Source organism: Arthrobacter sp. Y3221157 (assembly GCF_059089865.1).
In genome coordinates this window covers 1-19,294 of the sequence record NZ_JBNHFD010000029.1, presented here as the reverse complement: position 1 = coordinate 19,294, position 19,294 = coordinate 1, and the positions used below count along the sequence as shown (strand labels likewise).

The window sequence follows — 19,294 nt, the reverse complement described above, 5'->3', positions numbered from 1 at the left end:
CTCAGGTGCTGATGCCGAGGGACTCCAACATCGGGCGGAACTTGGCCCACGTTTCAGCCAGCTCGGCCTCGGGTTGGGATCCGTCCACGATGCCGCAGCCGGCATACAGCCGCACGGTGTCCGGCCCCTCGATCACGGCGCCGCGGAGGGCAATGCCCCACTCGCCGTTCCCAGCGGCGTCCAGCCAGCCCACGGGACCCGCGTAGGGTCCGCGGTCCAGGTGCTCCAGCTTGCGAATCAGCGCGCCCGCCACCTGCGTGGGCGTTCCGCAGACGGCGGCAGTGGGGTGCAGTGCGTTGATCAGTGCCAGGCAGGTGGGGACGTGGCCTTCCACCTCAGTGAGTTCGGCCTTGACGTCGGACGCCAGGTGCCAGACGTTGGGCAGCTCGAGGATGAAGGGCTCATCGTGCGCGTTCATCGCTTCCGAGAACGGCGCCAGCTGTTTGGTGAGCGACTGGATGGCAATCTCGTGCTCGTGCCGCTGCTTCTCGGAGCCGGCCAGCACCCGGGTGGCGTAATCCATCGGCAGGCCGTCCTCGCCGTGTGCGTCGCGCCGGTCCAACGTTCCAGCAAGCACGCGCGCCTGGGCTGTCCGGCCCTCCACCTGGATGAGCATCTCAGGGGTGGCGCCCACCAGTCCGTCCACGCCGTAGGTCCAGCATTCGCGGTACCGCGCGGCCAGTTCCCGGAGCACTTGCGCCGCGTTCACGCCGGTGGGGATGGTGGCCACCACGTCGCGGGCCAGCACCAGTTTCTCCAGCGCCCCGGTGCGGATTTCAGCAACCCCTGCGGATACCGCCTCCATCCAGTCTTCTTCGCTCAGGGACCCGGTGTGGAGGGTTGCGCCGGCGGCCAGGGGGAGGGGGCGGACGACGGCGGCGCCCGCTCTGCCGGGAAGGGCACCCTGCTGCGGGTCCGTGGCGGAGTCCGCTGCCGCCGTCGTGATGGTTGCGCTGGCGAAAGCTGCGGACGGAGTGCCGTTGCCAAGCCAGCGGTCCAGGGCGGCAAGGGCGCCCTGTTCGGTGAGCTCGCCGTCGTGGAGCGTCAGCTGGGTGACCCAGACCTTGCTGTCCCGCACACCCACCACGACTTCCGGCACTATCAGCCGGGACTCGTGCGCGGAGGTCTTGGAGAAGGCGAAAGACCCGAAAGCCACCGGGCCGGTGCCGGGCAGCTCCACCAGGTCGGTGACGTCGGCTTCGATCACCAGGTGCCGCCACCAGATATCGGCCTCGAGGAACCGTTCCGGTCCGGTGGCCGTGAAGCGGGCGATCTCGCCGAAGCCCGCCAGGCCGGCCTCGCGGCGGGTCCAGCAAAGGACATCGTCCCGCACCAGAAATGAAGGCAGCCCCCCGGGGAATGCGGTGCCATCCAGGGGGACTGTCAGGGTGCGGATCGTGCTCGTCATGATGAGACAACACTACTCCCGACCGCAAAGCCGGCTTCAGGGGGAGGGATCTTAGGGCATCCCGGGAAGGGCCGGGAGTCAAAGGGCCCGTGGTCCGGGGCCTGCCGAACATTTGAGACAATGACATGGTGAACCGAGCATCCTTGGATAAGCGTCCGGACGAAGTAGCCACCATGTTTGACGACGTCGCACCGAAGTACGACGTTGTCAACGATGTCCTGTCCATGGGGCAGACCCGCCGCTGGCGCAAGGTTGTGGTGGAGGCGATGGAAGTGTCCAAGGACCAGCGCGTCCTGGATCTGGCTGCCGGAACCGGCACCTCCAGCGAGCCATATGCCGATGCAGGCATAGATGTTGTGGCATGTGACTTCTCCCTCGGAATGCTCAAGGTGGGCAAGCGCCGCCGCCCGGACATCAACTTCATCGCCGGCGACGCCACCAACCTGCCGTTCGCTGACAACACGTTTGATGCCACCACCATTTCGTTCGGCCTCCGGAACGTGAACGAGCCCAAGAAGGCACTGCAGGAGATGCTCCGGGTCACCAAGCCGGGCGGCCGGCTGGTCATTGCCGAGTTCTCCCAGCCCGTGGTCCCGCTCTGGCGGACCATGTACACCGAATACCTCATGCGCGCTCTTCCGGCCATCGCCGTGAAGGTTGCCTCCAACCCGGACGCCTATGTCTACCTGGCCGAATCCATCCGCGCCTGGCCGGACCAGGACCACCTGGCCGCGTGGCTGCAGGACGCCGGCTGGGAAAACGTCACCTACCGCAACCTCACGGGCGGCATCGTGGCGGTCCACCGCGCCTTCAAGGCAACTGACAAGACGCCTGACGGCGCTGCTGCCGCCATCGCCGCGCACAAGGGCCCGGTGGCCAAGCTCCGCCGCAACATCACCCGCTGACCGTCGTGAAGGTACTGATTGTTGGCGCGGGTCCGGCCGGATCCACCGCTGCGTATTACCTCGCCAAGGCCGGGCTCGAGGTCACGGTCCTGGAAAAGACCAGCTTCCCGCGCGAAAAGGTCTGCGGCGACGGGCTGACCCCGCGTGCCGTCCGGGAGATCCAGAAGCTCGGCCTGCCGCACCCGGAAAACGACGGCTGGCGCCGGAACAAGGGCCTGCGCCTGATCGCCGGAGGCCGGACCATCGAGCTGCCGTGGCCCGAGGTGGCTGACTTCCCCCGGTACGGCCTGATCCGCACCCGGCTGGGCTTCGACGAGGAACTGGCCCGGCACGCCCAGGCCGCGGGGGCCACCATCCTTGAGCGGCACAGTGTCACCGACGCCCTGCATGCGGAGGACGGCCGTGTGACAGGCGTCCGCGCAGCGCTCCTGGACGAGTCCGGACGCAAGACGGGGGAGACGCGCGACTTTCCTGCCGACGTCGTACTCGCCGCGGACGGCAACTCGACGCGCACTGCCGTGTCCCTCGGGATCCAAAAACGTGACGACCGGCCCCTTGGCGTGGCGGTCCGCACCTACTTCACCTCCCCGCGCACGGACGACGCCTGGATGGAAGGCTGGCTGGAGCTTCCCGGCCGCGACGGCAAGCTGCTGCCCGGCTACGGCTGGGTCTTCGGCGTCGGCGACGGCACATCCAACGTGGGCCTGGGCATCCTGAACTCCTCGAAGGAATTCGGCAAGCTCGACTACAAGCAGGTGCTCCGCGAATGGACCGCCGGCATGCCCGGCCACTGGGGCTTCACGCCGGAAAACCAGGTGGGCGAGATCCGCGGCGCCGCCCTGCCCATGGGCTTCAACCGCACCCCGCACTACTCACCCGGCCTACTCCTGCTCGGAGACGCCGGCGGCATGGTGTCCCCGTTCAACGGCGAGGGCATCTCCTACGCGATGGAATCCGCGCGCTTCGCCGCCGAGTTCATCATCGACGCGTCCGCCCGCCTTGCCTCCTCGGGCGGAACATACGACGCCGACGCGCACCTGTCGCGCTACGCGGACTACGTGCGGGGCCAATGGGGCTCCCACTTCACCCTGGGCCGGGTGTTCGCCGCGCTGATCGGGAAGCCGGCCGTCATGAGGCTCGCGCTGCGGACCGGAATGCCCATCCCGGTGCTGATGCGGTTCGTGGTGCGGCTGCTGGCCAACCTGACGGATCCGACCGCAAAGGGCTTCGAGGACAGGGTGATCCGGGTCCTGGAGTCGCTCGTCCCGGCCACAACGAATACATTGACGCCCACCCCGGCAGTCTCCAACCAGCGGTATCCGCAACAAAAAGTTAGGGTTAACCCGTGACCAAACCCGCAGAGCACAGCTGGACCCACGCCGGACACGGCATGACCGACGCTGAACCAAGCCTCAACACCAGCGCCATTGCCACCGGACTCCAGCTCCCCGCGGGATTCGCCGCCATCGCCGAAGATGCAGAACTGGGCCCGGCCATCACCAACAACCTGGCCAAGGTGGAGAAGAAGCTCCGCGAGGCCATTGCCAACTCGGACCCGCTGGCAGACGCAACGTCGCGCCACCTGGTGGAGGCCGGCGGCAAGCGCATCCGGCCGCTGCTCACCCTGCTGTGCGCCCACCTGGGCGATGCCTCCCTGCCTGCAGTGGTGCAGGCCGCCGTCGTGGTGGAATTGACCCACCTGGCAACGCTGTACCACGACGACGTCATGGACTCCGCCCCGTTCCGCCGGGGCGCGCCCACAGCCCACGAAGTCTGGGGCAACTCGGTGGCGGTCCTTACCGGCGACCTGATTTTCGCCCGTGCCTCCATCCTGGTGTCCGAGCTGGGCTCACGTGCACTGGGCATCCAGGCCCGCACCTTCGAGCGGCTCTGCCTCGGACAGCTGCATGAAACCGTGGGCCCGCGGCCGGACGAGGATCCGGTGGAGCACTACCTCTCCGTGATCGCGGACAAGACCGGCTCGCTGGTTGCTGCTTCCGGGCAGCTCGGTGCCATCTTCTCCGGCGCCGACGAGGCTTTTGAGAATGTGCTGGTGGAATACGGCGAGAAGGTGGGTGTGGCCTTCCAGCTCGCCGATGACGTCATCGATGTCACCGGGGTCAAGGTCAAGTCCGGCAAATCGCCCGGAACGGACCTCCGGGAAGGTGTTCCCACCCTGCCCGTGCTGCTCCTGCGGAAGGCTGCCGAGGACGGCGACCAGTCCGCCGTCGAACTGCTCAAGCTGGTGGACGGGGACCTGAGCTCGGACGAGGCGCTGGCCGAGGCCGTTGCCGGGCTGCGCGCGCACCCCGTGACCGCCGAGTCCTGGGTGGTGGCCCGTAGCTGGGCCAACGAGGCGATCGCCGCGCTGGCACCGCTGCCCGAGGGCGTGGTCAAGGAATCGCTGTCCAACTTCGCGCTGGCTGTGGTTGACCGCGCCAGCTAGTTCTCAAAGCAGAAGCCCGGCTCCCCCCAGGCGCCGGGCTTCTGTTGTTTGTGCCGCCGCCAGCCCACAATCCGGCAGCGCCAGTTAAACGGGACAGCCCCGGTCCGCTGCAACTTGCATTGCTTTGAACCGGGACCATCTCTCCGTTCGCATCAGACCCGCCGGAGGCGTTTAGCGGATCCGGAAACAGTCTATGACAGATCTGTCACAAAATGCAAGCGATAATTTACTGCCTGTGTCACAGGGTTTTCGCCTTCTCTTTGGGCCGTAAAGGGGCAACGTCGTCGGTCCGATGACGCAATTGCGTAAGTTATGGGAGCTTCGGGCACAGCCCGCCGCAAACTGACGCGACCCACTGCCATGGGAGCTTCAAAAGTCGCGCAATCCGGTCGCCGAACACTCCGGGTTTGCACATAGCCAAGGCGGCCCCTCTCACCAGGTGCTGTCGAATGCCGACTATGAGGTATGGACGTCACTGATTTCTTGACGCGGCGTGGGGGAGCTGCCCGGGCAGCCCACTTGAAGAAGGCAGGGTTCACACGGACTACCGTTACTCAGGCCCTGGAACTCGGGCTGGTGCATAAGGTCAGGCGTGGCATCTATGCGGTGCCCCCTGACGGCCTCCTCGCCACCGCCATTGCAGCTGGAGGTCGTCTCACCTGTCTTTCCGCAGCGCCGGTCTATAGCCTTTGGACGCTCAACAGCCCCACCTGTGTTCATCTCTGCCGGAGCCACCCGTCCAACACTCCAGGCACCATAGACCATGGCCGTCCCCAGCATCCGAAGCATGCCTGGCTTCCCGTACTTGGATTGGCGGACGTCCTGATTCATGCCCTTCGCTGTCTGCCGGAATTCGAGGCGCTCGTGATGGTGCAGTCGGCTGTAGGCAATGGAAGCATCTCCTTGGATTTCCTTTACGCCAAATGCCACGGCCGCCGCAATGGAAAGGCGCGTTCCGTACTCGATCTGGTCATTCCTCGAGCAGATTCAGTGTTGGAAGTCCTCGCCAATGTGCATTTCGCCCGGGCAGGGCTGAGGGTGAGGAGGCATGTCCTTATTGCGGGCGTCGGGGAGGTGGACTTCCTGGTGGAGGAAGTCATTGTGGTTGAGACCGATGGATCAACGCACTTCGAACCGAAGGCGGTCAAGCGGGATCAGCGCCGCAACAACCGAAGTCTTCTGGGAGGATACCTGGTCCTGCGCTACTACTACGACGATGTTGTGCACACGCCTGAGGCAATGGTCGCCGAGGTGCAGGCGGTGCTGGAACTCTGGCGGCGCGGCGTGTTTACTGCTGGACCTGAGCTATAACTTGACCCAATTGCGTGACTTATAAGCCTTGGCTGAGCTGAATTCCCGCTATTCCGGCACTTTCCAAGGGACCGGAAGCCTAAAGTAACGCATTCCGGTCGCGGAGAAGAGCCAGGGCCGTTAGTCCTCGTGCTCGTCGTCCTCGAAGGCCCAGTCGAACATGTCGAACACGAACTCGGAGAAGGTGCCCTCTTCGGACTTCCACTGGCCGCGGGCGTTGTTGCGGCGGTACACGATGGGGTCCGGGACGGTGAGGTCGCCCACGCGGAAGCCCCAGGTGTACTCCTCATCCTCGTCCTCGAGGAACATGAGGAAACCCTCGTCGTCCACCTCGAGCTCGTCCGGGTCCCAGAAGTAGTGGTAGGCCTCCATGAGGTCCTCGCAGCCGCCCAACGCCAGGTAGAACTCGCGCAGAACCAGCGGAATCTGGAACTGGTGCTCGGCCAGGGCCTTGTCCAGCTCCTCCTCGGACAGCCCGTCCGCTTCCTGCCATTCATCCTCGAGATACTTCGGAACAAGCGCGCGGAACTTCTCGAGGAACATGTCAGTCATGCTCATATCCTAGCTAATCGCCGCCCCGCGATTCGCCGCCGGTGGAGCCGTTGCGCTGCCACCCCCGCACAGCCAGCGGAACGTACCAGTAGCGGCGCCATGCAATGACCCGGAAGGCAAAAACCACGGCCGCCACAAAGAATGCGGTCACGGTATTGAATAGGCCGGACACCCACAGCAGGGAAGTCAGCGCCGCTCCGCTGAATGCCGGCAACGCGTACAGCTCCCGGGCGTTGAACAGCTGCGGAACCTCATTGGCGGTGATGTCGCGCAGCAGCCCGCCGCCCACCGCGGTGGCCACGCCCAGCAGGACGGCCGCGTACGGGTTCATGCCGAACGTGAGTGCCTTCAGGGTTCCGGTGATGCAGAACAAAGCCAGCCCGCCGGCGTCGAACAGGACCAGCAGTGAGGTGAAGCGCTGGACGCTGGAAAAGAGGAAGTACACCAGGACTGTGGCCAGCAGCGGCGGCACCAGGTAGGCGGGGTTGGTGAATGCGGCCGGCACAGTGTTGAGGATGATGTCGCGGATAACGCCGCCGCCCAGGGCCACGAGCGAGGCCAGGAGGAGCGAGCCCAGGATGTCGAACCGCTTCCGCGCCGCCAGCAGGGACCCCGAGACCGCGAAGAAAAAGACACCGGCCAGGTCCAGCCAAACCAGGGCGGTGTCAAAAGCGAATGTCATGGAGCGTCCCGGCAATTCAAAGTGGTTCGGACAGGGCGGCTCCAACGTTACGCTAGCCCCTATGAACAGCCCCATCATGATCGCCTGCGCCCATGGGACGTCCAACGCACAAGGAGCGGCGGAGGTCAACGCGCTGCGTGCCGCCATCGCTGAACTCCGCCCCGGTCTGGACGTTCGGGAAGCATACGTGGACGTCCAGCAGCCCGATCTGGTGGATGTGGTGGCGGGACTCCCGGCGGGGGAGTCCGCCGTCGTGGTGCCGTTGCTGCTGAGCGTGGGCTACCACGTGAAGGTGGACATTGCGCGGGCTGTGAAGAGCCGGCCGGGAAGTGCCGCCGCCGCACCCCTGGGCCCGGATCCGCGCCTCGCGGCGCTGCTTGACCAGCGGCTGCGCGAAGCCGGCGTGACAGACAACGACGTGGTGGTGCTCGCCGCCGCCGGCTCGTCCAACCCGAACGCGGCCAAGAGCGTAGAGGAGCTGCTGGGGCAGTTGCGGCAGCTTCGGTCCAACCGGATGGTGGCCGCCTACGGCGCCTCTGCCAAGCCGTCCGTGCCCGACGCCGTCGCAATGCTTCGCGAGGAGCTGGCAGGAGGTGCCGGGGCGGGGGAGTCTGCGGGAGGTGTCGACGTCGGCGGGCGGGTGGTGATTGCCTCCTACCTCCTGGCGCCGGGCTACTTCCACGACCAGCTGGCCAAAGCCGGGGCCGACCTGGTGACCGAGCCGCTGCTGCCGTCCCCCGTGCTCGCCGAAATCGCCTTGGAGCGGTACGACGCCGCCGTCGCGAAGGCCCGAAATTCAGCCGCCGCTGCACCCGCCGGCGCGCCCGCCGAGGTGCCCTCGGACCCCGGGCCAACAGCGGAATCCGATGCACAGCAGGATGGCTTCTTCAAGGCAGTCCGGCGTTTCGTGACGAAATATTTCCCTAGGTGACTTAGCGTTTCCGGGCCTTTGTGACGCCATTCCGGGGGGACCTACAGTCGATGCATGACTGATACAGCTCTAGCCGGAGCGTCCGCGGACTCCGCTTCCACCAAGCGCCCCGCCCGCGCGTCCCGTCCCGCTGCAAAGCCGCACGGGCAGTGGAAAGTTGACGGCAAAACGCCCCTGAACGCCAACGAAACCTGGAAACAGGAAGACGACGGCCTCAACGTGCGCGAGCGTATCGAAACCATCTACGCCAAGGAAGGCTTCGACGCCATCCCCGGCCAGGACCTGCACGGCCGCTTCCGCTGGTGGGGCCTCTACACCCAGCGCAAGCCCGGGATCGACGGCGGCAAGACCGCAACCCTTGAACCGCACGAGCTCGAAGACAAGTACTTCATGCTCCGCGTGAGGATCGACGGCGGCGCGCTCACCACCGAGCAGCTGCGCGTCATCGGCCAGATCTCCGTGGACTTTGCCCGCGATTCGGCCGACCTCACCGACCGCCAGAACATCCAGCTGCACTGGATCCGCGTGGAGGACATCCCCGAGATCTGGAACCGGCTGGAGGCTGTGGGCCTGTCCACCACCGAGGCCTGCGGCGACGTGCCCCGCGTCATCCTGGGTTCGCCCGTGGCCGGCATCGCCAAAGATGAAATCATCGACCCCACCCCGCTCATCGAGGAGCTGGGGGAGCGGTTCATCGGCAACCCGCTGCTGTCCAACCTGCCGCGCAAGTACAAGTCCGCCATCACAGGCCACCCCAGCCAGGACGTGGTCCACGAGATCAACGACTTCGCGCTGGTGGGCGTCCGCCACCCGGAACTGGGCGTCGGCTACGACCTCTGGGCCGGCGGCGCGCTGTCCACCAACCCGATGCTCGGCAAGCGCCTGGGCGCGTTCGTGAAGCCCGAGCAGGCCGCAGACGTGTGGCTCGGCGTCACCAGCATCTTCCGCGACTACGGCTACCGGCGCATGCGCACCAAGGCCCGCCTGAAGTTCCTGATGGCCGACTGGGGTCCGGAGAAGTTCCGCCAGATCCTGGAGGACGAATACCTCGGCTACAAACTGGCCGACGGTCCGGCCGCGCCCAAGCCCACCACGCCCGGCGACCATGTTGGCGTGCACGAGCAGAAGGACGGCAAGTTCTTCATCGGCGCCACCCCCGTGGCCGGCCGCCTGTCCGGCGCTGCGCTGGCCAAGCTGGCGGACACCCTGGAGGCCCGCGGGTCCTACCGGCTGCGCACCACCCCGCACCAGAAGCTCGTTGTCCTGGATGTCGAGAAGGACCACGTGGAGCCGCTGGTGGCCGAGCTGGACGCCCTGGGCCTGTCTGCCCGCCCGTCCGTGTTCCGCCGTGGCACCATCGCCTGCACCGGCATCGAGTACTGCAAGCTGGCCATCGTGGAGACCAAGCACACCGCCGCCACCGCGGTCGCCGAGCTGGAGCGCCGCCTGGCGGACCTCGCCGAGTCCGGTGAACTGCCGCAGGCGCTGTCCCTGCACATCAACGGCTGCCCCAACTCCTGCGCGCGCATCCAGACGGCGGACATCGGCCTCAAGGGCATGATGCTTCCCACGCCCGACGGCGATCCCTCCCCGGGCTTCCAGGTCCACCTGGGCGGCGGGTTGGCCAACAACACCCGCGAGGAAGCCGGCCTGGGCCGGACCGTCCGCGGCCTGAAGGTGTACGTCGATGACCTGCCCGACTACGTGGAGCGCGTTGTCCGTACGTTCGTGGCCCAGCGCTCCGAAGGCCAGACCTTCGCAGAGTGGGCCCACGCGGCAGACGAGGAGGCACTCCAGTGAATCCCCAGCCACTCCCCAACCTCGCAAGCTCGGCCGGGGGCCCCGGTGGCCGCGGCCCCTCATTTGGTGGAGATCCGGTGGCTGCGCCGGCAGAGGCCTCCGCCGAGGTGGACGCCACCGTGGCGGCAGCAGCCCCCAAGCTTCGTTCCAAGGAAGAGCTGAAGGCCCTCGCCGAAGCTGGTGCCGCCGAACTTGGCTGGGATGCCCCCGCCCGCGATGTCATCGCCTGGGTTGAGCGCAACTTTGACCTGCCTGCGGTCGCCGTCGCCTGCTCCATGGCCGACGCCGTCCTGCCTGCCCTGGTCGCGGACCAGATGCCCGGCGTCGACGTCCTGTTCCTGGAGACCGGCTACCACTTCCCGGAAACCTACGCCACGCGTGACGAGGTGGCAGCGAACCTCCGCGTCAACGTGGTGGACGTGCTCCCGGAGAACACGGTGGAGCAGCAGGACCGGCTCCTGGGCAAGGACCTGTTCGCCCGTGACGCCGCCCAGTGCTGCGCCCTCCGCAAGGTGGCGCCGCTGCAGCGCACCCTGGCCGGCTACGAACTGTGGTTTACCGGTGTCCGCCGCGACGAAGCCCCCACCCGGACCAACACGCCGCTGGTGGGCTGGGACGACAAGAACGGCCTGGTCAAGGTCAACCCGATGGCCGCGTGGACGTTCGACCAGCTGGTCCAGTACTCCGACGACAACCTCCTGCCCGTCAACCCGCTCCTGTCCCAGGGCTACCCGTCCATCGGATGCCAGCCCTGCACCCGCAAGGTGGCTCCCGGCGAGGACCCCCGCGCCGGCCGCTGGGCAGGAACCAACAAGACAGAATGCGGACTACACGTATGAGCACTTCACTGACCGAGGAGACCACCCAGGTGACTGACGCCGCCGTTTCCACGCGCCTCTCCAGCCTGGACACCCTCGAATCCGAGGCCATCCACATCATCCGCGAGGTTGTGGCCGAGTTCGAGAAGCCCGCCCTGCTGTTCTCCGGCGGCAAGGACTCCGTGGTGATGCTGCACCTGGCCACCAAGGCCTTCTGGCCGGGCAAGGTCCCGTTCCCCGTGCTGCACGTGGACACCGGCCACAACTTCCCCGAGGTCATCGATTTCCGCGACCGGACCGTTGAGCGCCTGGGTTTGAAGCTCGTGGTGGGCTCCGTGCAGGAGTTCATCGACCGCGGCGAACTGGCAGAGCGTGCCGACGGCACCCGCAACCCGCTGCAGACCGTCCCGCTGCTGGACGCCATCCAGCAGAACAAGTTCGATGCCGTGTTCGGCGGCGGCCGCCGTGACGAGGACAAGGCCCGCGCCAAGGAGCGCATCCTCAGCCTCCGTGACGAGTTCGGCCAGTGGGACCCCCGTAACCAGCGCCCCGAGCTGTGGAACCTGTACAACGGCCGCCACACCGTGGGCCAGCACGTCCGTGCGTTCCCCATCAGCAACTGGACCGAACTGGACATCTGGCGCTACATCGAGCGCGAAAACATCGAGCTTCCCGGCCTGTACTACGCCCACGAGCGCGAGGTCTTCGCCCGCGACGGCATGTGGCGCGCAGTGGGCGAGGTCTCCCAGCCGCTGCCGCACGAGGAAGTCATCACCAAGACCGTCCGTTACCGCACGGTGGGCGACATGTCCTGCACCGGCGCCGTCGAGTCCAACGCCTTTACCGTGGCCGACGTCGTGGTTGAAGTCGCCGCCTCCACCCTGACCGAACGTGGCGCCACCCGCGCAGATGACCGCATCTCCGAGGCTGCCATGGAAGACCGCAAGAAGGACGGGTACTTCTAATGAGCACCGATATTTTGGCTGCCGACCTCGAGACGGCCCTGCCCACAACCCTGTTCCGCTTTGCCACCGCGGGATCGGTCGACGACGGCAAGTCCACTTTGGTGGGCCGCCTCCTGCACGATTCCAAGGCCATCCTGGCTGACCAGCTCGACGCCGTTGCCCGCACCTCCGCGGACCGGGGCTTTGGCGGGGACAAGGGCGGCATCGACCTGGCCCTGCTGACCGACGGCCTGCGTGCCGAGCGCGAGCAGGGCATCACCATCGATGTGGCCTACCGCTACTTCGCCACCGACCGCCGCAGCTTCATCCTGGCCGACTGCCCCGGGCACGTGCAGTACACCAAGAACACGGTGACCGGCGCGTCCACGGCTGATGCCGTCGTCGTGCTCATCGACGCACGCAAGGGCGTCCTTGAGCAGACCCGCCGGCACCTGTCTGTGCTGCAGCTGCTGCGCGTGGCGCACGTGATCGTGGCCGTGAACAAAATTGACCTGGTGGACTTCAGCGAGTCCGTGTTCCGTGACATCGAGGCGGACGTGCAGCAGGTTGGCCGCGAACTGGGCCTGGGCTCCGACGGAATCAGCGACCTGCTGGTCATCCCCGTGTCCGCCCTCGACGGCGACAACGTGGTGGACCGCTCCGAGCGCACCCCCTGGTACACCGGCCCGGCGCTGCTGGAGGTCCTGGAGACTATGCCTGCCGCGGACGAACTCGAAAGCCACCTGGAGAGCTTCCGCTTCCCGGTGCAGCTGGTCATCCGGCCGCAGGGTGCCCTGGCTCCCGACGCCGTTGCCGCCGGCCTGGACGTGGAGGCCTACCGCGACTACCGCGCGTACGCCGGCCAGATCACCGAGGGCTCGGTCAAGGTGGGGGACAAGGTCTCCGTCCTGACCCCCGGCCAGGACCCGCGCACCACCACCGTGGCGGGCATCGACTTCGCCGGCGCCTCCCTGGAGGAAGCCGCCGCCCCGCAGTCCGTCGCCATCCGCCTGGCCGAGGAGTTCGACGTCGCCCGCGGTGACACCATCGCTGCTGCCGGCACCGTCCGCGAAGCTTCCGCAGACCTGTACGCAGCACTGTGCTGGCTGTCCCCGAAGCCGTTGCGCGAAGGCCAGAAGGTCCTGGTCAAGCACGGCACACGCACCGTGCAGGCCCTGGTCCGCAGTGTCTCCGGCAAGCTGGACCTGGCCTCCTTCAAGCTGGAGCCGGCCTCAAGCCTGGAACTCAACGACATCGGACACGCGCAGCTCCGGCTCGCCGCGCCGTTGCCGCTTGAGAACTACCTGCACCACCGCCGCACCGGCGCGTTCCTGGTGATTGACCCGCTGGACGGCAACACGCTGGCCGCCGGCCTGGTCAAGGACCACCCGGGCGACCACGAGGACGAGCGCTACAGCATCTAGCTTCCGCCTTCGAAACCGCGGCTTGTTCGCAAATCCGAACCTTCAAGGGACGGAGATGCGAACAAGCCGCGGTTTTGTCGTCCTGTATTCCGGGTAGGAGGCGGAGCATGGAAACCATCAGCCCGAAGCTTCTGAACTGGGCCTCGATCCTGGACAGCCAAACCCGCGAGCAGGCCGTGAAGACAGCCAGCCTGCCGTTCATCTACCCCCATCTGGCGCTGATGCCCGACGCGCACCTGGGCAAGGGCGCCACGGTCGGTTCGGTCATTCCCACACTGCGCGCCATCATCCCGGCCGCGGTAGGGGTGGACATCGGCTGCGGCATGATTGCCGTCCGCACCCAGTACTCGGTCAAGGACCTTCCAAAGGACCTCAAGCGGATTCGGGAGGACATCGAGCGCGTCATTCCGCTCTCCGCCGGGCACAACAACAAGAAGGTCCTGCCCACCGCGGAACCCCGGATCGCGGAGCTGAAGGCACTGGCAGCGAAGGCCGGCTTCAGCCCCGCGCAGTACGTGGACAAGTGGGACCTGCAGCTGGGCTCCCTGGGCTCCGGCAACCACTTCATCGAGATCTGTGCCGATGAGAACCAGGCCGTCTGGCTGTTCCTGCACTCCGGTTCCCGGGGAATCGGCAACAAGATCGCCCAGCACCACATCGGCGTGGCGCAGCATGTCAGCCGGAAGAACCAGGTCTACCTGCCGGACCCGGACCTCGCGTACCTGGACGAGGGCACGCCGCAGTTCGAGAGATACATTGCCGAGCTGCGCTGGGCCCAGCACTTCGCGCTGCTGAACCGCGAGGAAATGATGGACCGCGTCAGTGCCCAGTTCGGCCGCTGGGTGGGCGGCCGGGTGCAGGAGCGCGAGCGGATCAACTGCCACCACAACTTCACCCAGCGGGAGACCCACTACGGCAAGCCAGTCTGGGTCTCCCGCAAAGGCGCCATCAAAGCCGAGGCCGGCGATCCCGGGCTCATCCCCGGATCCATGGGCACGGCGTCGTACGTGGTGGAGGGCCTGGGCAACCCGGCGTCGCTGAACTCTTCCCCGCACGGCGCAGGCCGGGAGTACTCGCGCAACGCCGCCCGCAAGGCATTCAGCCTGGCGGAACTCAAGCGGGCCATGCGCGGCATCGAATTCCGCGCGTCGGAGGCATTCATCGACGAAATCCCCGCCGCATACAAGCCGATCGACCAGGTGATGCAGGACGCCGCGGACCTCGTGACCGTGCGGCACAAGCTGCGGCAGCTGGTCAACGTGAAGGGCAACTGAACCGCGCAATCCCGGTGCCACCGCGTCCGAATGTGACGCTAGATGAACGTGCGTGACCCCCCGTTTAGGCTTCATTGAACGCGAATATGTCACTCCCTATGGTGAAACAATGACTAGTTCCAAGCCCGGGATGACCCGCATCGTGGCAGGCGAAAGCGCGGTACCCAAGCGCAAGCGTGCCATCGAGGCCGTCCTGGCCATCGGACTGGTCCTGCTCATCGCCGTCGGTGCGGTGGTCGCGTCCACCGTCTCGCGCAACTCTGAGGCGCAGGCCGTCGCCCCCACCCCCGCCGCCGAGCTGAAGCTCGGTTACTTCGGCAACGTCACGCACGCCCCGGCGCTGGTGGGGATCAAGGAAGGCCTCCTGGCCGAATCGCTGGGCAGCACCAGCCTCAGCACCGAGACCTTCAACGCGGGCCCGGCAGCCATCGAGGCATTGAACGCCGGCGCCATCGACGCCGCCTACATTGGACCCAACCCCGCCATCAACTCCTTCGTCAAGAGCCAGGGCGAATCCGTCCGGGTCATCGCCGGCGCTGCGGCAGGCGGTGCCCAGCTGGTGGTCAAGCCGGAGATCAACTCCGCTGCCGACCTTAAGGGCAAGACCATCGCGTCCCCGCAGCTTGGCGGTACCCAGGACGTGGCCCTCCGCGCCTGGCTCGCCCACCAGGGCTACAAGACCAACGTGGACGGCAGTGGCGACGTGGCCATCAACCCGACCGAAAACGCCCAGACGCTCAAGCTGTTCCAGGACGGAAAGCTCGACGGCGCATGGTTGCCTGAGCCGTGGGCGTCACGCCTGGTGCTTCAGGCCGGAGCCAAGGTGCTTGTTGACGAGAAGGACCTGTGGGACGGCACCGGGACCGGCAAGCCGGGCGAGTTCCCCACCACCATCCTGATCGTGAACCAGAAGTTCGCGGCCGACCACCCGGACACCGTGAAGGCCCTCCTCGCCGGCCACGCGAAGTCGGTGGCGTGGCTGAACGAGGCCCCCGCGGACCGGAAAACAGCGGTCATCAACTCAGCCCTGCAGGAATCCGCCGGCGCCGCACTGGCCGACGACGTCCTGGCCCGGTCCCTGGCCAACATCACCTTCACCCTCGACCCGCTGGCAGGTGCCTACCCCCGGCTCCTGCAGGACGGCGTCGAGGCCGGCACCACAAAGCAGGCCGACATCAGCGGGCTCTTCGACCTCCGGGCACTCAACGAAGTCGCCGGCACCAGCAAGATTTCAGCAGCCGGCCTCGGCCAGGACTGACCAACCCACTACCTAAGGACGGCACCATGCCAGTCGTACTGGAACACCTGGGCAAGCGCTTCGGCGACGGCGCCCCGGTACTGGACGACGTCAACGCCAACATCGAAAAGGGCGAGTTCGTTGCCCTCCTCGGTGCCTCCGGCTGCGGCAAGTCCACCCTGCTGAATATCATCGCGGGGCTGGAGGCGCCGTCGTCGGGCGCCCTGGAAGTACCCAGCGACGGTGCAGCCTTCATGTTCCAGGACGCAGCACTCTTCCCCTGGCTCACGGCCCGCGAAAACATTGAGCTGGCGCTGAAGCTGCGCGGCGTGGGCAAGGCGGAGCGGCGCGTCAAGGCCCAGGAGCTCCTGGAACTGGTGCACCTCGGTACCGCCGGCGACAAGCGTCCGCACGAGCTGTCCGGCGGCATGCGCCAGCGCGTGTCCCTGGCCCGATCGCTCGCCCAGGACCGGCAGCTGCTGCTCATGGATGAGCCGTTCGCCGCCCTCGATGCGATCACCCGCGACCTCCTTCACGACGAGCTGGAGCGCATCTGGAAGGAAACCGGGCGCACGATTGTCTTCGTCACCCACAACGTCCGTGAAGCCGTGCGGCTGGGCCAGCGCGTACTGCTGCTGTCCTCCCGCCCCGGCCGCGTGGTCCAGGAGTGGGCCGTCACTGAGGAACACCGAACCGACGCCGGGCTCGCCGGCCAGCTGACCGGGGTCATCACTGCCCGGCTGCGGGAGGAGATTCGCCGCCATGCCAAGTAACCCCACGCCCCTCGAGGACAGGACCCCGGTGGTCGGGCCTCTCGAAACCAGGGCGGCAACCGGCGCTGCACCAGCCCCTCATGTGCATGCCGCTTTGACGCGGACTTCGACGGGGAACGAGGACCTCCGGGAGCTTGAGTCCGGGCTGGACTCGCTGCAGTCCGACGCCGAGCGCAAACACCGGATCGACTGGAGCCGGATCCTGCTGCCCATCGCCGCCCTGGTGGTCCTGGTGCTCATCTGGCAGTTCTACGTCTCGCTTGGGGTCAAGCGCCGCGACCTGGTGCCCGGGCCGCTGGACGTTGTGGCCCAGATGGGCCTTCTCTGGAATGAAGGCAAGCTGCAGGAAGCCATGTGGACCTCGCTGCAGCGCGGCGTGGTGGGTTTCATCATCTCCGTCGCCATCGCCACACCGGTGGGCCTGCTGCTCGCCCAGGTGGCACCACTGCGCCGGGCTTTCGGCCCCCTGATCTCCGGCCTGCAGGTGCTGCCGTCCGTCGCCTGGGTGCCTGCCGCCATCATCTGGTTCGGCCTGACGGACGCCACCGTCTACTTCGTGGTATTCATGGGCGCCATCCCGTCCATCATCAACGGACTCATCTCCGGGGTGGACCAGATCCCGCCGCAGTACCGCCGCGTCGGCACCGTCCTGGGAGCGTCACGGCTGCAGATGGCACTTCAGGTCATCCTCCCGGCCGCCCTTCCGGGATACCTCGGCGGACTGAAACAGGGCTGGGCCTTCTCCTGGCGCTCACTCATGGCCGCCGAAATCATCGCCGTGGGCGGCACCATCGGCTTCGGCCTGGGCTCGCTGCTGGACCAGGGCCGCATCCTGTCGGACATGTCTGTAGTGATGTCGGCCATCCTGCTGATCCTGGCCGTCGGCATCCTCATCGAACTGCTGGTGTTCGCCCCCATCGAGAAGAAGCTCCTGCGCAGCCGCGGCCTCCTCGCCGGCAGCACACGCTAGCCCCTACCCACCTTCTGCAGAGCCCGACGGCGACCTCCCGCCGTCGGGCTTTGCTGTGCTTCCCTTCCCGACAGGTATACCTTGTTCCTTACCGGACCGCTCCGGCCGGAGGCGCTCAGCGTGAGGCGGATACATGGAACACGGACTGGAACCGGGTCAAGGAATACTGGCGGGCATCGGTTCCACCCCGCTGATCGAACTGCGGAAAGTGGTGCCGCCGGGGTCAGCGCGTGTGCTCGCAAAACTGGAGTATGCGAACCCCACCGGGAGCATGAAGGACCGAATGGCTGTGGCTGCGATCAGCGCCGCCGAAGCCCGGGGCGACATCAGCCCGGGCGATACGGTTGTTGAGTACACCGCCGGAACAACAGGCATCTCGCTCGCCTTGGCCTGTGCGGCCAAGGGCTACCGGCTGCATGTCGTTTTCTCAGACGCTTTCAGCGACGAGAAACGCCGCACCATGGAGGCCCTGGGGGCAACGGTTGAGGACGTACCAAGTGACCAGGGCCGCATCACCGAATCCTTGATCAGGGCCATGATCGCCCGCGCAGGCGAGCTGAGCGCGCAGCCGGGCTACTGGGCCTGCGACCAGCTCAACAACCACGACGCCGTGACCGGATATCTGGCCTTGGGCGAGGAAATCTGGCAGCAATCGCACGGTCTCGTGGATGCCTTAGTACAGTCTGTCGGAACTGCCCACTCCATACACGGCGCTGCGCGCGCCCTGCGCCGCCACCTGCCAACGCTTAGGGTCGTGGCCGTCGAGCCGGCTGAGTCGTCCGTACTTTCCGGAGGCCCTACCGGCTCCCACCGGATTGAAGGAATCGGAATCGGCTTCCTGCCGCCGCTGTGGGAACCCGAGGAGGTGGACTCCATAGAGCCGGTCAATTCCGAGGATGCGATGGCGATGAGCCGCCGCCTTGCGCGGGAGGAAGGCATCTTCGCCGGTACCTCCTCGGGAGGAAATGTTGTTGCCGCGCTGCGCGTCGCCGAACAGCTTGGCCCGGACGCAACTGTGGTCACCATCATGGTTGACTCCGGGTTCCGGTATCTCAGCACTGGGCTGTACGGATAGAAGCGCGGCGCCGGTACCTGCAGCGGCTGATCCGGGAGCGCGGCCGATTCCTCACTACGGTCAGCAGCCGAAACGGGGGACTATGACACGGACGCACCGGCTTTCATGGCGAGCACTGCCGCATTCCGAGCCAAAGTGCCCCGCTATGGAGCACGACGGCGGCCCGCCGGGTTTGTGACGCAGCGTTACCTTGCGTGAACTGGTGTTGCTCGGCCTTTGTGGGCGATTGGGACGCGGCCCTACCGTTGATTCATGGCAATTCAGGATATCTACCCCACGGCGCTGCGGCTCCTCGGCCGTCCCGTGTTGGTGGTGGGCGGCGGCCCGGTGGCTGCCCGCCGCGCCAAGGGCCTGCTCGACGCCGGTGCCGTGGTCACCGTGGTGGCTCCCGTTGCCTCTCCCGCGCTCCAGGACATGGCCGACGCCGGCCTGCTCACCTGGGCAGCGCGCCCCTATGACTCCAAAGACGTCGACGGCGTCTGGTTCGTCCAGACGGCCACCGGCGATGCCGCCGTGGACGCCTTGGTATCGGCCGACGCCGAGGCGCAGCGCATCTGGTGCGTCAACGCCTCCGATCACGAAGCCTCCGCGGCCTGGACGCCCGCCGTCGCCGAGGTGGATGACGTCAAGATCGCCGTGAACGCCGGGGGAGACCCGCGCCGCGCCATGGCCGTCCGTGATGCCGTGGCCACCGCCCTGGAAACCGGTGACCTTCCGCTGCGCCGCCGGCGTCCTGCGGCCACC

General features: G+C 66.8%; 18 protein-coding genes. 15 read left to right on the top strand and 3 right to left on the bottom strand.

Annotation, left to right across the window (positions count from 1 at the left end; all coding sequences use genetic code 11):
• Position 1 precedes the first annotated feature (1 nt).
• Positions 2 to 1,408 carry an isochorismate synthase gene (locus AC5RTT_RS09905; RefSeq protein WP_494145041.1) on the bottom strand — a complete coding sequence of 469 codons (1,407 nt, stop codon included), beginning with the start codon at positions 1,406 to 1,408 and terminating at the stop codon, positions 2 to 4.
• Between the two features lie 128 nt (positions 1,409 to 1,536).
• On the opposite strand from AC5RTT_RS09905, the gene AC5RTT_RS09900 reads away from it, so the two are divergent.
• From AC5RTT_RS09900 to AC5RTT_RS09885, 4 genes are all read left to right on the top strand, one after another.
• Positions 1,537 to 2,313 (top strand): demethylmenaquinone methyltransferase, encoded by a 777-nt coding sequence (locus tag AC5RTT_RS09900; RefSeq protein WP_494145061.1) that lies wholly within the window; start codon positions 1,537 to 1,539, stop codon positions 2,311 to 2,313.
• A 5-nt stretch (positions 2,314 to 2,318) separates the two neighbouring features.
• Entirely contained in the window at positions 2,319 to 3,662 is a 1,344-nt protein-coding gene (locus AC5RTT_RS09895; protein ID WP_494145040.1) for a geranylgeranyl reductase family protein, read from the top strand.
• Positions 3,659 to 4,759: a polyprenyl synthetase family protein gene (locus AC5RTT_RS09890; RefSeq protein WP_494051114.1), complete on the top strand. Its 1,101-nt coding sequence runs from the start codon at positions 3,659 to 3,661 to the stop codon at positions 4,757 to 4,759. Before AC5RTT_RS09895 ends, AC5RTT_RS09890 begins: the two co-directional genes overlap by 4 nt.
• A 465-nt stretch (positions 4,760 to 5,224) precedes the next feature.
• Entirely contained in the window at positions 5,225 to 6,070 is an 846-nt protein-coding gene (locus AC5RTT_RS09885; protein WP_494145039.1) for a DUF559 domain-containing protein, read from the top strand.
• Between the two features lie 120 nt (positions 6,071 to 6,190).
• Here AC5RTT_RS09885 and AC5RTT_RS09880 read toward each other — a convergent pair whose 3' ends face one another.
• Positions 6,191 to 6,622: a hypothetical protein gene (locus AC5RTT_RS09880; RefSeq protein WP_494145038.1), complete on the bottom strand. Its 432-nt coding sequence runs from the start codon at positions 6,620 to 6,622 to the stop codon at positions 6,191 to 6,193.
• 13 nt (positions 6,623 to 6,635) lie between these two features.
• On the bottom strand, positions 6,636 to 7,304 hold the full coding sequence (locus tag AC5RTT_RS09875) for a trimeric intracellular cation channel family protein (protein ID WP_494145037.1): 669 nt from the start codon (positions 7,302 to 7,304) through the stop codon (positions 6,636 to 6,638).
• A gap of 61 nt (positions 7,305 to 7,365) precedes the next feature.
• Here AC5RTT_RS09875 and AC5RTT_RS09870 point away from each other — a divergent pair, with 61 nt between their 5' ends.
• The 11 genes from AC5RTT_RS09870 to AC5RTT_RS09820 form a co-directional block, all read left to right on the top strand.
• Positions 7,366 to 8,235, top strand: coding sequence for a sirohydrochlorin chelatase (locus tag AC5RTT_RS09870; protein ID WP_494145036.1), 870 nt, complete (start codon positions 7,366 to 7,368; stop codon positions 8,233 to 8,235).
• Between the two features lie 54 nt (positions 8,236 to 8,289).
• Positions 8,290 to 10,035 carry a nitrite/sulfite reductase gene (locus AC5RTT_RS09865; protein WP_494145035.1) on the top strand — a complete coding sequence of 582 codons (1,746 nt, stop codon included), beginning with the start codon at positions 8,290 to 8,292 and terminating at the stop codon, positions 10,033 to 10,035.
• Positions 10,036 to 10,154: 119 nt separating this feature from the next.
• A complete protein-coding gene (locus tag AC5RTT_RS09860) occupies positions 10,155 to 10,874 on the top strand; it encodes a phosphoadenylyl-sulfate reductase (RefSeq protein WP_494145060.1) in 720 nt (239 codons plus the stop codon).
• Positions 10,871 to 11,818 carry a sulfate adenylyltransferase subunit CysD gene (gene cysD, locus AC5RTT_RS09855; RefSeq protein ID WP_400611432.1) on the top strand — a complete coding sequence of 316 codons (948 nt, stop codon included), beginning with the start codon at positions 10,871 to 10,873 and terminating at the stop codon, positions 11,816 to 11,818. The genes AC5RTT_RS09860 and cysD overlap by 4 nt, the downstream gene beginning before the upstream one ends.
• Positions 11,818 to 13,221 carry a sulfate adenylyltransferase subunit 1 gene (locus AC5RTT_RS09850; protein WP_494145034.1) on the top strand — a complete coding sequence of 468 codons (1,404 nt, stop codon included), beginning with the start codon at positions 11,818 to 11,820 and terminating at the stop codon, positions 13,219 to 13,221. The genes cysD and AC5RTT_RS09850 overlap by 1 nt, the downstream gene beginning before the upstream one ends.
• Positions 13,222 to 13,328: 107 nt before the next feature.
• Positions 13,329 to 14,495, top strand: a complete 1,167-nt coding sequence (locus AC5RTT_RS09845) for an RtcB family protein (protein WP_494145033.1) — start codon at positions 13,329 to 13,331, stop codon at positions 14,493 to 14,495.
• A 130-nt stretch (positions 14,496 to 14,625) separates the two neighbouring features.
• Positions 14,626 to 15,753 carry an ABC transporter substrate-binding protein gene (locus tag AC5RTT_RS09840; RefSeq protein WP_494145059.1) on the top strand — a complete coding sequence of 376 codons (1,128 nt, stop codon included), beginning with the start codon at positions 14,626 to 14,628 and terminating at the stop codon, positions 15,751 to 15,753.
• A 26-nt stretch (positions 15,754 to 15,779) separates the two neighbouring features.
• Positions 15,780 to 16,505, top strand: a complete 726-nt coding sequence (locus AC5RTT_RS09835; protein WP_494145032.1) for an ABC transporter ATP-binding protein — start codon at positions 15,780 to 15,782, stop codon at positions 16,503 to 16,505.
• On the top strand, positions 16,495 to 17,475 hold the full coding sequence (locus AC5RTT_RS09830) for an ABC transporter permease (RefSeq protein WP_494145031.1): 981 nt from the start codon (positions 16,495 to 16,497) through the stop codon (positions 17,473 to 17,475). The genes AC5RTT_RS09835 and AC5RTT_RS09830 overlap by 11 nt, the downstream gene beginning before the upstream one ends.
• 133 nt (positions 17,476 to 17,608) lie before the next feature.
• Positions 17,609 to 18,550: a PLP-dependent cysteine synthase family protein gene (locus AC5RTT_RS09825; protein ID WP_494010301.1), complete on the top strand. Its 942-nt coding sequence runs from the start codon at positions 17,609 to 17,611 to the stop codon at positions 18,548 to 18,550.
• Between the two features lie 252 nt (positions 18,551 to 18,802).
• On the top strand, positions 18,803 to 19,294 hold a 492-nt coding region (locus AC5RTT_RS09820; protein WP_494145030.1), incomplete at its 3' end, for a precorrin-2 dehydrogenase/sirohydrochlorin ferrochelatase family protein.

Bases quoted from the DNA above. Each gene is read 5' to 3' on its own strand.
- AC5RTT_RS09850 (WP_494145034.1), top strand. From the start codon at position 11,818: ATGAGCACCGATATTTTGGCTGCCGACCTCGAGACGGCCCTGCCCACA.
- AC5RTT_RS09835 (WP_494145032.1), top strand. From the start codon at position 15,780: ATGCCAGTCGTACTGGAACACCTGGGCAAGCGCTTCGGCGACGGCGCC.
- AC5RTT_RS09840 (WP_494145059.1), top strand. From the start codon at position 14,626: ATGACCCGCATCGTGGCAGGCGAAAGCGCGGTACCCAAGCGCAAGCGT.
- AC5RTT_RS09870 (WP_494145036.1), top strand. From the start codon at position 7,366: ATGAACAGCCCCATCATGATCGCCTGCGCCCATGGGACGTCCAACGCA.
- AC5RTT_RS09875 (WP_494145037.1), bottom strand. From the start codon at position 7,304: ATGACATTCGCTTTTGACACCGCCCTGGTTTGGCTGGACCTGGCCGGT.
- AC5RTT_RS09830 (WP_494145031.1), top strand. From the start codon at position 16,495: ATGCCAAGTAACCCCACGCCCCTCGAGGACAGGACCCCGGTGGTCGGG.
- AC5RTT_RS09880 (WP_494145038.1), bottom strand. From the start codon at position 6,622: ATGACTGACATGTTCCTCGAGAAGTTCCGCGCGCTTGTTCCGAAGTAT.
- AC5RTT_RS09845 (WP_494145033.1), top strand. From the start codon at position 13,329: ATGGAAACCATCAGCCCGAAGCTTCTGAACTGGGCCTCGATCCTGGAC.
- AC5RTT_RS09905 (WP_494145041.1), bottom strand. From the start codon at position 1,408: ATGACGAGCACGATCCGCACCCTGACAGTCCCCCTGGATGGCACCGCA.
- AC5RTT_RS09865 (WP_494145035.1), top strand. From the start codon at position 8,290: ATGACTGATACAGCTCTAGCCGGAGCGTCCGCGGACTCCGCTTCCACC.
- AC5RTT_RS09825 (WP_494010301.1), top strand. From the start codon at position 17,609: ATGGAACACGGACTGGAACCGGGTCAAGGAATACTGGCGGGCATCGGT.
- AC5RTT_RS09885 (WP_494145039.1), top strand. From the start codon at position 5,225: ATGGACGTCACTGATTTCTTGACGCGGCGTGGGGGAGCTGCCCGGGCA.
- cysD (WP_400611432.1), top strand. From the start codon at position 10,871: ATGAGCACTTCACTGACCGAGGAGACCACCCAGGTGACTGACGCCGCC.